The 9,171-nt window shown below is 68.8% G+C and carries 18 protein-coding genes; 1 reads left to right on the top strand and 17 read right to left on the bottom strand.

Features of this window, described 5'->3' with window-relative positions; translation table 11 throughout:
- Window positions 1-5 precede the first annotated feature (5 nt).
- From IPG97_19575 to IPG97_19525, 11 genes are all read right to left on the bottom strand, one after another.
- A complete protein-coding gene (locus tag IPG97_19575) occupies window positions 6-152 on the bottom strand; it encodes a hypothetical protein (protein ID MBK6858680.1) in 147 nt (48 codons plus the stop codon).
- The gene (locus IPG97_19570; protein ID MBK6858679.1) at window positions 149-691 is read right to left on the bottom strand and encodes a hypothetical protein; all 543 of its coding nucleotides are present in this window, start codon (window positions 689-691) and stop codon (window positions 149-151) included. The genes IPG97_19575 and IPG97_19570 overlap by 4 nt, the downstream gene beginning before the upstream one ends.
- On the bottom strand, window positions 688-879 hold the full coding sequence (locus tag IPG97_19565; protein MBK6858678.1) for a hypothetical protein: 192 nt from the start codon (window positions 877-879) through the stop codon (window positions 688-690). The genes IPG97_19570 and IPG97_19565 overlap by 4 nt, the downstream gene beginning before the upstream one ends.
- Window positions 876-1,745 (bottom strand): hypothetical protein, encoded by an 870-nt coding sequence (locus tag IPG97_19560; GenBank protein MBK6858677.1) that lies wholly within the window; start codon window positions 1,743-1,745, stop codon window positions 876-878. Before IPG97_19560 ends, IPG97_19565 begins: the two co-directional genes overlap by 4 nt.
- A gap of 103 nt (window positions 1,746-1,848) precedes the next feature.
- Window positions 1,849-2,226 carry a hypothetical protein gene (locus IPG97_19555; GenBank protein ID MBK6858676.1) on the bottom strand — a complete coding sequence of 126 codons (378 nt, stop codon included), beginning with the start codon at window positions 2,224-2,226 and terminating at the stop codon, window positions 1,849-1,851.
- 182 nt (window positions 2,227-2,408) lie between these two features.
- On the bottom strand, window positions 2,409-3,398 hold the full coding sequence (locus IPG97_19550) for a hypothetical protein (protein ID MBK6858675.1): 990 nt from the start codon (window positions 3,396-3,398) through the stop codon (window positions 2,409-2,411).
- Window positions 3,395-4,255: a hypothetical protein gene (locus IPG97_19545; GenBank protein ID MBK6858674.1), complete on the bottom strand. Its 861-nt coding sequence runs from the start codon at window positions 4,253-4,255 to the stop codon at window positions 3,395-3,397. Before IPG97_19545 ends, IPG97_19550 begins: the two co-directional genes overlap by 4 nt.
- Complete coding sequence (locus tag IPG97_19540; protein MBK6858673.1) at window positions 4,252-4,416, bottom strand: hypothetical protein; 165 nt, start codon at window positions 4,414-4,416, stop codon at window positions 4,252-4,254. Before IPG97_19540 ends, IPG97_19545 begins: the two co-directional genes overlap by 4 nt.
- Window positions 4,413-4,631, bottom strand: coding sequence for a hypothetical protein (locus IPG97_19535; protein MBK6858672.1), 219 nt, complete (start codon window positions 4,629-4,631; stop codon window positions 4,413-4,415). The genes IPG97_19540 and IPG97_19535 overlap by 4 nt, the downstream gene beginning before the upstream one ends.
- A gap of 233 nt (window positions 4,632-4,864) precedes the next feature.
- Complete coding sequence (locus IPG97_19530; GenBank protein ID MBK6858671.1) at window positions 4,865-5,056, bottom strand: hypothetical protein; 192 nt, start codon at window positions 5,054-5,056, stop codon at window positions 4,865-4,867.
- Between the two features lie 134 nt (window positions 5,057-5,190).
- Window positions 5,191-5,418, bottom strand: a complete 228-nt coding sequence (locus tag IPG97_19525) for a hypothetical protein (protein MBK6858670.1) — start codon at window positions 5,416-5,418, stop codon at window positions 5,191-5,193.
- A 325-nt stretch (window positions 5,419-5,743) separates the two neighbouring features.
- On the opposite strand from IPG97_19525, the gene IPG97_19520 reads away from it, so the two are divergent.
- Window positions 5,744-6,040, top strand: coding sequence for a hypothetical protein (locus tag IPG97_19520; GenBank protein MBK6858669.1), 297 nt, complete (start codon window positions 5,744-5,746; stop codon window positions 6,038-6,040).
- 481 nt (window positions 6,041-6,521) lie between these two features.
- Here IPG97_19520 and IPG97_19515 read toward each other — a convergent pair whose 3' ends face one another.
- From IPG97_19515 to IPG97_19490, 6 genes are read right to left on the bottom strand one after another with little or no spacing between them, the layout of a single operon-like run.
- Entirely contained in the window at window positions 6,522-6,968 is a 447-nt protein-coding gene (locus IPG97_19515; GenBank protein MBK6858668.1) for a hypothetical protein, read from the bottom strand.
- Window positions 6,937-7,203 (bottom strand): hypothetical protein, encoded by a 267-nt coding sequence (locus tag IPG97_19510; protein MBK6858667.1) that lies wholly within the window; start codon window positions 7,201-7,203, stop codon window positions 6,937-6,939. Before IPG97_19510 ends, IPG97_19515 begins: the two co-directional genes overlap by 32 nt.
- Window positions 7,200-7,973 (bottom strand): N-acetylmuramoyl-L-alanine amidase, encoded by a 774-nt coding sequence (locus IPG97_19505; protein ID MBK6858666.1) that lies wholly within the window; start codon window positions 7,971-7,973, stop codon window positions 7,200-7,202. The genes IPG97_19510 and IPG97_19505 overlap by 4 nt, the downstream gene beginning before the upstream one ends.
- Window positions 7,970-8,128, bottom strand: coding sequence for a hypothetical protein (locus IPG97_19500; GenBank protein ID MBK6858665.1), 159 nt, complete (start codon window positions 8,126-8,128; stop codon window positions 7,970-7,972). Before IPG97_19500 ends, IPG97_19505 begins: the two co-directional genes overlap by 4 nt.
- A gap of 30 nt (window positions 8,129-8,158) precedes the next feature.
- On the bottom strand, window positions 8,159-8,341 hold the full coding sequence (locus tag IPG97_19495; protein ID MBK6858664.1) for a hypothetical protein: 183 nt from the start codon (window positions 8,339-8,341) through the stop codon (window positions 8,159-8,161).
- Window positions 8,342-8,360: 19 nt separating this feature from the next.
- Window positions 8,361-8,669 carry a hypothetical protein gene (locus IPG97_19490; GenBank protein ID MBK6858663.1) on the bottom strand — a complete coding sequence of 103 codons (309 nt, stop codon included), beginning with the start codon at window positions 8,667-8,669 and terminating at the stop codon, window positions 8,361-8,363.
- Between the last annotated feature and the right edge of the window lie 502 nt (window positions 8,670-9,171).

Here is a 9,171-nt window from a genome sequence, read left to right as displayed (position 1 = left end):
GACGTTCATCGCTCATCGCTGTCTCCTTCCTTGCCCAATGGGCCTCTCGTCACCACGGCCACGACCTGGGCCACCAGCACCGCCACCACCAGCCCGGCCACGATCCACCAATCCCACGCCCCACGCCCGATGGCGTCCACTGCGGCGATCACCGGTCGCCGTCCACATCTGAGACGGGAAGCATGACTGTGGCCCCGATAGGGACGACGACGCAGTGATAGTGCGGCTCAGGGATGGTCTCCGCGTGGTCAGCGCAGGTGGCAAACGTGAGCGTCGTGTAAGGATCGTCGGGGTTCTGCACCATCCGCAGCGGCGTACGGCGAGTGGCTGGCGACTTGCACCGGTTGACAGAGCATCGACCCAAACCCGATCTACGACGCTCCAAGTCGAGCACCGTCACTGGATTCCAATACCCCTGCTCACGGCGGTCGAGTCGGTCGAACTGGCTCTGGTGAATGCGTTCCCACACCAGACCATCACCTGTCGGGCAGCCCCGCTGCCATACCTCGGCTGGCCGGGCTTCACCTCGTACTGCCGGGCAGCGGCCTTCTTCGGCCAGCGCATCGCACAGGGCCTCGATGATGAGGTCGTCCGGGGGGTGTCCGTGTCCAGACCACCACCAGATATCGAGCGGTCCACCGATGTCGCCGGTGTCCTCGTCGGCCTCGTAGTCGCGGTTGGTCTCGGTCATCGCTCGACCTCCACCAGCACCTCGTCCGGGTAGCCGCCGTCCTTCGGCAGGTGCCAACCGTGGCCGCAGAGGCCCCGGCGGCACTGCCAGTCAGACAGCACCGCACCCGCCAACGGGCCGGTGAAGGTGACCCCGCCGAGCACGCAGCCGATCACAGTCGAGAGCCTGCGCTTCGTCGTGCGCTTCACCGGTCGCCGTCCTTCAGCACCTCGACCGTGCCATCAGCGGAGAACATGACGTCCAGGGCCTCGCCTCCGTTGTCCCAGGCGATGACGCCCTCGACGGAGTGCGTCACCTTCCAGACGGTGCGACCGTCAGGCCACCGTCGCCCGACCGCCTCCCACGCCTGCACCCGCTCGGTCTCCGGCACGGGCACGGCCCGGGGAGCACGCACCTCCACCCACCGGTCCTCAACGAAGTCGTTGTCAGGGTCGAAGTCGTCAACCGTGTTGGGCCACCAAGCGCCGTGAGGGCCGAACCGCACCTGTTCGCCGCGCACCTGCCCGGCCTGGGCGAGCCACGTCGGCACCCCGTCCTCGTCCGTCAGCCCCGACGGCACCGCACCCGGCCACGGCGGGACGAGGGTGGCGTCCAGTTCGTCGGCCCAACTGCGGATGATTCGCTTGATTCCCGGGTCCTCGATGTAGCCGGAGTTGGCTATCCAGCGCAGCCGGTTGGCGGCGTCTCGCAGGACGCCATCCGGCCACGACGGGACGGGGGACGGGGCGGCGAAGCACGCCCACCGGACGACCGCCTCCAGCAGCTCCTCCAGCAGCTCCTCGATCAGTTCCCGGGACTCCGGGTGCGTCTCCGCGTGTCCGCGGGCACGGGACATCAGGTCATCCGGGGCGGGAGGCTCCGGGGACCACGACCACGACGCGGGGACGCGGTAGGCGAGGTTGGCGATGGAACCCCGGAACTGGCCCTCGGACTCGAAGGAGTTGCGGTACCACCGGCCGTTGCAGGAGTACTCCACCTCGACTCCGGCGGCGACCGCTGCGGCCAGCTCCACCGGATCGGCGCACTCGCGCCACCCCGGACACGCATCGCTCATCGCTCGTTCCTCTCTCGTCGTTCGGCCCGGTCCTCGACCACGGCGAGCACGTAGAAGCACACGGCCAGGATCAGCGGCAAGGCCAGCGGCCACGTCACGGCGTTCACGACGCCACCGCCATCGTCAGGGCCTCATGGCGGGCCCGTGTCCACTCGGGCACCCGGGCCAACTGGCCGGGCGACAGAGACGGCAGCGCCGTCGGAACCTCCAGCAGGCGCAACGACGGGTCCCAGCGGCCACCACAGAACCGGGCGATGCGCTGGGCGGTCTGGCGCACCCGGTCGGACTTGCCGAGCCCGAACCGCTGCGCCAAGTCCAGGTCAGCCACCTCGACGGGCACGGCCTCGGCCCACATGGCCGGGAGCAGGCGCAGCAGTGCCACGGCCGTCGAGCCGACCACGGGCGTCCAGCACACCTCGACGTAGTCGGAGCGCAGCGGGTGGACGTTGCGGGCGGGAGCGGGCAGCGGGGTGAGGATCACGACGCACCGCCCGTCGCCTTGCGCAGCTCCCATTCACCGTTGGAACGCAGGAACAGTGAGTGGGTGCCGGCCTTGATCGATTCGAGGGCGTCGAAGAGGGCGGTCCACCGTCGCCGTCCATGTCCTTCGAGGAGCTGGTGCGCTGGCCGGTGACGGTCTGGATCAGGTGGCGGCGCAGCTCGTCACGGTCCTCGTCGGGATCGGACGGCCACGCCTCGGCCACCATCGCCCACATCTTCTTGTTGCGGGCAGCAGGGTCCGGGGTCGCCGGGTTGTAGGCGTCGATCGCTGCACTGATGGCGGCGGCCTGCTCGGCGGTCATGTTCCCCGACTTGAGCGGCGGGATGCCCTGGGCCTTCCACCATTCGCCAAGGTCCTGGCGGTCCTCCTGGGTCAGCCCGTCGATGCGGGTTTGGATGGCCGCAGGGTCGACGGTGGATTCTCGACCACTTCGGCGTCCATGATGTCGCCATAGCCGTCCTCACCGGGGAGTGGGGGCAGGTCGACCGGGAGCGGCGACCGTGGTCGTGGGGTGGCCTTGGCCGCGCCACCTTGCGGGCCGGGGCACTCTTGGCCTTGCGGGTGCTGGTCGCCTTCTCCGGTGGGGCCACGTCGTCGCGGAACTCGATCACCGCGTCTGCGTCGGCCCCCAGATCACCATCGGAGACCTCCTCGTGGGTGTAGGACAGGCCTCCGAGAACGTCGGCAAAGTTGTCCCGGCATAGCTCGCCCGTGGCTCTAGCGGCGAGCATGGCGCGGGGGTACTTGCGGTAGTTCTGGCCACCCGACAGGCCCGCCGCCTTGGCGTCGTCCATCGTCCAGGTGACCTTGGCGACGCGGTCCTCGGGCCAGTCGGCCCGGCGGGCGCAGATCGTGACCTTCGTGTTCGACTTCACCTCGAACCACAGGTCGTGGCCGGCCCGATGCACGAGCGCCCTCATGAGCTTGGCCGAGATGCACGGCTTGCCGTTGATGACTGAGATCTCAGCTAGGGCGGACATCGGGCCGATGCCCAGTTCGTGGCCTTGGAGCATGGCTGCCATGACCGCTTCGGGCTTGCCACGCAGCCCGGTCGGCGCGAAATCGCTGCGTGCGATCTGCTCGGCGAGGGACGCAGCCGACGGCACGATCGAGTACGTGGAGTCGTGTTCGTAGGGGGTGATGTCGCTCACGCCGCACCGCCCATGGCGACGTCTTCGGGGGAGATGGCGTCGTGCTTGGCGGTGCGGTCCCGGTCCTTCTGGTCGGCCAGGAACCGGCCCACCTGCTGCACGTAGAGGAAGCTCCTGAACTGGTCGGGGCCGGCGTCGAACGGGTAGAGGTCGAACCCGTCGGCCCGGAGCCACAGGACCCCGGTCCACTCGACGGGCGGCATGGGCACGGTCTCGCCGTCGATCAGGGCGACATCCGCGTAGCGGTAGGCGGCGAGCTGTAGGGCCACCTCACCGAAGGGGCCGGAGCGGTTGGTCTTGAGGTCGACGAGGCAGCGGCCGAGCCCGGGCAGGGTGGCGATCATGTCGAGCGTCCCGCAGTAGCGGTGCTTCGCCGAGCCGACGACCACCTCGGTGAGCACGTCGGTGGGCTGCCACTCGTCGAGGAAGGCGAGGTAGGCGTCGACGTGCCCGGTGAGCGGTTCGGGGACCTCGACCTCTTCGCCGTGGGTGAGCAGCTCGGCGAGGCGGTGGACCTCGGTGCCGCGGTTCCCGGCCTGGTCCCGGTCCTCCCAGTGCACGCCCTTGAGGATCTCGGCGACCTTGGTGCGGGAGAGCTTGGCGGGCCACGGCTTCGACTTGGCCCGGGCGATCTCGGCGAGGTCGTCCACGAGCTGGTCGGCCGTGACCTGTTCGCCGTTCTGGTCGAGGCGGTCGGCGACGTACTCAGCGATGGTCTTTGCTGCCCACCCGATCAGGGCGGGCTTGGGTAGCCCGTCGCCGATGATCGTGGTGACGCCGGGGAGCTTGTCGCCGTTGAGTCGGTAGCTGTGGTTGCGGCCGTGCTGGCGTCGCTCGAGGACGGGTAGCTCGGTCATCGGCTCACCGCCTTGGTGCTGGCCCGACCGAGGGCGCTCATGGTCTGGTCGTGCCGGTCGATGCCTCGGTGCTGGTGCAGGGACTCACGGCAGCGGGCCAGCCAGTGCAGGCCTCGGGCTTGGTCGGCGGGCCTGATTGGTGACGTGACGGCCGCGGTCATGCGGGCAACCCAGCGACACGAGCAGCGGCCTGGTCGTGGGCCTCAGCGAGGATCTCCACGAGGCCATCGCCGTCGTAGCACACCAGCTCGATTGCAGCGCCAGGCAGGTCGAGTGTCAGGGTGATGGTGCCGTGACTGGTGCGAGGCCCGACGGTGATGACGGGAGGCGGATCGCCTGGCATCAGATCGACACGGATGGTCGTTGATGGGGGCATCTATGCTCCTAGGTGGTTAGGTGGCCCACTCCGGCTTGTGAGGTCGTGGGGTGGGCCGCTTGTTTGTGTGGGTCGGGTGGCCCGGGCTCGATGCGATCGAGCGGGCGGTCCAGAGGGGTTGACGGGCCCCGCCCCCGGCGCTACCGGGGGTCATCGCCCTTGGCCCGGGCCACCCGGCCAGGACCGCGACCCAGGGGGTCGGCCGCAGTCCTCGCCCGGCATCCCGGGCCGGGTCAGGTGCGTCTCAGCCGCACCACGTCTCCGGTCAGGTGGTTGGCGCGGGCTTCGGCCTTGCGGCGACGGGCCCGCTCCGCCTCCAGGCCCTCGATGAGGGCGTCGACCTCGGCCTCGTAGGCGTCGAGCATCCGGGCCATCCACACCAGCTCCCGGGCGAGCAGCGATGAGGGCGACCAACATCGAGGCACAGGCGACGGCGATCATCGGTCACCGTCCGGCACCAGGAACGCCACCGTGGTGGAGTCGATCGAGCGGAAGACCAGGCCCTCGCCGTGCACGCCGCTCAGCACCTTGGTGATCTCGGCCTCGGCGTCGGTGGCGGTCACGAGGCGACCGCCTCGGTCTCGGCGGCGGTCTCGTCGGGGTCGGGGTACCAGGACCGCAGGGTCTCGTAGGTCACGTCGATGCGCTGGCCGGTGACCTCGTACAGGTCTCGGGCGATCGGTCGCCAGGCCCGGGCCTCGGCCCGGCGGGACCTCACGAAGTCCTCCAGCGGCCCAGCGTCCCCGAGGACCAGGTCCGCCAGTTGGGCGGTGGGGGTGGATGCCATGTCGGCACTATGCGTGCCGAAATCGCGCGAGTCAACCCCTAAACCGAATCTTCTTGTCAAACTTCTTGGCTGAGGGTTCGGTTGCCGCATGCGAACACCGGCTGCTGACCCGGCCCCGGACGCGCAGCGACCCCCGCCCGGGGGAGTGGGCGGCGGATGACCCGCTTGTGGTTCGACGGGCCGAAGGGTCCGGCGTGTGCGGATGTGGTGCGCCGGTTCGTGGCGGTGAGATCGGGGATGACCGGCCCGACGACGACTAGGCCATTCGGCCCATTGTGAGTATTAGGTGTTGACGGTCGGGGTAGGTATGGTGCATACTCAGGACATGGAAAACACCAGCAACCCCACCACCACCACCACCTACACCGTGAAGATCTCGACCAGCCGAGACAAGGACTTTGCCGCCATCGTCACCCTGATCAAGCGGATCGGCCTCAACGGCGGCACCGCCACCTTCGACCGGGGCCGGAAGGCGTGGACGGTCGAGGTGCCCACCTGCACCGATCAAGCACGGATCGACCGGTACGGCCAGGCAATGGCGGACCTGGCAGCCAATGCCCTCGGGGCCTCCGATCTCACCTTCTACGTCGCTGACCTGGCCATCACGGAGGTCGAGCGATGATGGCCGGAGCGACCGGGCCGGCGGAATGGCGGTACTGCACGACAGGCCATGGCGGTGAGCCCGACGAGACGCTGAGTGTGCATCGGTCCGCGGTCGACGCCTGGGAGGCTTGGGCCGATGAGCTGGACGAGCTCCGGGCGCGGCCCGGCCAGTCGAAGGCGTATCTGGCCCGGTGTGGTCGGGCCCTGATGGGCGCCCGATGGACGAGGATCCGCAGGCACAGGCGGTGGCGGTGGGGGTCGCGGAGATAGCGGCGCTGCTCAGGGTGGAGGCCCAGACGGCGCGCAACTGGCGGACGCGGGTGTGCTCCCTGAGCCGGACTGGACGGTCTCGGGTGGCCCTGCCTGGTCGTGGCCGAGGGTCGCGGCGTGGGCGATGCGGACCGGGCGACTCTGACCCCTGGCAGATAAAGCGCCCCCGCGCTCAACCCCTGATGGGGAGCACGGGGCCTTTTGCGTCTGACCGGGAGGCGGGAACCCGGTCAGATCATGGGGACGATCACTGGCCAGTCGTTGCGCCGCCAATCGGTGTCTGGGACCTGCCAGCGGTCGATGACCTCGGGGGAGAGGCGCCCGAGCACCTGGAGCAGGCAGGCCGGGGTCCGTCGATGGCCAGTGCCGACACCAGCCTCGGGGACGGTCGCGCCTTTGCCCCACGATCCCCAGTCGAGGGCGATCAGCTCAGCGAGCACCCTGCCTGGCGTCATGCCGGGGCGATGTCTGGGCGCGGCGGGCCGTGTCGGTGTGTCGGGCGATGTCGTCCACCCGGCCAGCGATCGACGCGCCGACGAGCGGATAGCGGTGTATTCGGTGCGGATCATCACGTCTAGTCCGGCCGACACGATGGCTATCTGGTTGCCGAGTCGTGCCATGGCGACCTCGGTGCGGTCCGCGACATCACGGAGCGATGAGCCGTCGTTGGTGCGCACCTCGTGTTCGACGCGCTAGTCGGTCGTGGAGTGGTGCGGTGTGCGGGTCGAGGATGGTGTCTATCCAGGTGGCGAGCGGTCGGGCGACGAGGTGCGCCCACAGCCAGCGGATCGGCCTAGAGATGAGCGGGAGTTTCGCCGCGGCTGCGATGGTGACGAGCGCACCGGCAACAGCACCGACCGTTATCGCGGAGTCCCTCAGGGTGATGAGCCACGGGGCCACGTCTGCGATCACCGTTGGGCGTGGGGGTCGTTGCGGATGGCGTCGTCTCGGGAGGCACCCACCTTCTCTGCGATGGCCACCGACCAGCCCCGAAGGGAGCCGTAGAACTGTTTGAGCTGCTCGGCTTGCTCGGCGAGGAGCTGCTCGCAGTGGGCGGCACGGAGGCCAGCGGCACGGGCTTCGGCGAGGGCGTCGGCGAGCATCTTGCGGTCAGCGTCGGTCATGTCAGTGTCCTCGGTGGATGGTCCGGTGGGTTCGGTCGGCCCGGCGGGTCCGTCGATCCCGGCGAGCTTGGCTTGGAGTAGCGGGTAGATGAGGGTGCCGGGGCAGGTCTTGCCCTTCTGGCTGTAGTCCTTGTGGCCGCTGATCTTGGGGCGACGTTGGAGCTTGCCGAGCCGGATGCCCTCACCTATGAGCCAGCGGGTCGAGGCCCATTGGGCGTCGGTGGCGGGCCATTTGTCGCCGTGGCCGAGGAAGCAGATACCGGCGGCGATGGAGTTGCGGCCCTCAGTGTGTGCGCCGGAGCGCCCCCAGCCGCGGCCCTCGAAGATCCGTCCCGACGGTGCGATGAGGAAGCTGTAGGCGATGCCATCCCAAGCCCTCGATGGTCCGACGTGGAACGCTTCGATGGCCCGTATCCAGCCCTTCTCGGTGCCCTCGCTGGCCGGGGCACGCTGCGACCCGGCTTCGGTGTGGATCACGACCTCACCCCACGGGAGCTTGGCAGACACGTCGCTGCCACGTGGGCCTGCACCCCATTGGGCGCGGGTGATGACGTTCACCGTTCGGCGTCCTCGGGTAGCCCGGTCAGCGAGGTGAGCAGGCTGAGGATCGTGGCGAGCACGACGGTGGACGCGACGAGCGGCCAATCGACCTGGGCGACGAGGGTGGCGGCACCGATGGCACCGATGGCGGTCTGGGCGGCGGTGCACGGCACGGACGATGGCTGAGCGAGTGAATAGCATGGTCAGTCTCCTGTGTCGTCGGTGTCGAGCAGGTCGAGCACCAGTCGGATGAGGGCGTTGGTTTCGCGGGTGAGCCGTGCGACCTGCGTCCGCTGTTGTGCGGCGGTCGGGGTGGCGAGGGCGAGGTAGTCCCCGGTTTGCGTCGAGCCGTTGGCGAGACGTTTGATGGTGCCGTCGTGGTCCATGGTGCCAATCAATCCGTGGTCATGTGAATCTCAGGAAGTCGAACGATGCGGTGACGGCGATCCCTGCGTGTTCCTGCCCGACCACGACGCCAGCCCCGGTCACGCTGCCGATCCATGACGCCAACGTCACCGATCCAACCATGATCCATCGGTCGCCGTCATCGCTGACCCAGCGGCGCAGATTCACGCCGTCATTAGTGAGCTTGAGGTACACGTGACCCACGCCGGCCGGGACTCCGGTCGTCGGCGTAGCGGAATCGAACGAGGTGAACGAGTTGGCCCTGTGCAGCTCCAGGTCCTTGCCGGGCCATGGAGGTGTACCAGCCATTGCAGGATGCGCCCGGTGCCGCTGTTGTACAGCACCAACCCAGCGTTGGAGTGATTGGTGAGTTCGCCGCCCACGGTGATCCGAGTGGACACGGACGTGAAACTGGGCAGCGTGGTGAGCAGCGCCTGCTGGTTGTACCCCGGCCGCTGCAGCCTGGCATGTCATCAGGAGGCGACCGTCGCTGATCGCTGCGGTGGACGTTCCTTGGATTGTGCCACGTCCCCACCACGGGGACCCGTCGGCCATGTCCCAATACTCTTGGTCGTAGGCGGACGGCGAAACTGGCGGCACCATTCCGGGCTCAACTGCACCACACCCCCCCAACGGCCCGACCTCGCGCCGGTCTCGTCGCGACGTAGAGGCCGTCGGCGGGGCGATGAGCCGTTGGTGGTGGCCGTAAGGGTCGGTGACTACCGATGTCTCGGGAGTCGAGCCAACCCAGTGGCGATCTCCACCGGTGGCGACCGTCGGGTCGCCGGGGTCGACGCTGCCCCGGTAGATG

It is taken from the genome of Microthrixaceae bacterium (assembly GCA_016702505.1).
Lineage (GTDB): Bacteria > Actinomycetota > Acidimicrobiia > Acidimicrobiales > Iamiaceae > Aquihabitans.
The sequence above is the reverse complement of the archived record's forward strand: the minus strand, read 5'-3'. Positions and strand labels throughout refer to the sequence as shown.

What these genes read in the sequence shown, in the direction of transcription:
- IPG97_19490 (MBK6858663.1), bottom strand. Translation starts at nt 8,669, where the DNA reads ATGGCTGGTACACCTCCATGGCCCGGCAAGGACCTGGAGCTGCACAGG.
- IPG97_19495 (MBK6858664.1), bottom strand. Translation starts at nt 8,341, where the DNA reads ATGGACCACGACGGCACCATCAAACGTCTCGCCAACGGCTCGACGCAA.
- IPG97_19525 (MBK6858670.1), bottom strand. Translation starts at nt 5,418, where the DNA reads ATGGCATCCACCCCCACCGCCCAACTGGCGGACCTGGTCCTCGGGGAC.
- IPG97_19570 (MBK6858679.1), bottom strand. Translation starts at nt 691, where the DNA reads ATGACCGAGACCAACCGCGACTACGAGGCCGACGAGGACACCGGCGAC.
- IPG97_19540 (MBK6858673.1), bottom strand. Translation starts at nt 4,416, where the DNA reads ATGACCGCGGCCGTCACGTCACCAATCAGGCCCGCCGACCAAGCCCGA.
- IPG97_19535 (MBK6858672.1), bottom strand. Translation starts at nt 4,631, where the DNA reads ATGCCCCCATCAACGACCATCCGTGTCGATCTGATGCCAGGCGATCCG.
- IPG97_19520 (MBK6858669.1), top strand. Translation starts at nt 5,744, where the DNA reads ATGGAAAACACCAGCAACCCCACCACCACCACCACCTACACCGTGAAG.
- IPG97_19545 (MBK6858674.1), bottom strand. Translation starts at nt 4,255, where the DNA reads ATGACCGAGCTACCCGTCCTCGAGCGACGCCAGCACGGCCGCAACCAC.
- IPG97_19560 (MBK6858677.1), bottom strand. Translation starts at nt 1,745, where the DNA reads ATGAGCGATGCGTGTCCGGGGTGGCGCGAGTGCGCCGATCCGGTGGAG.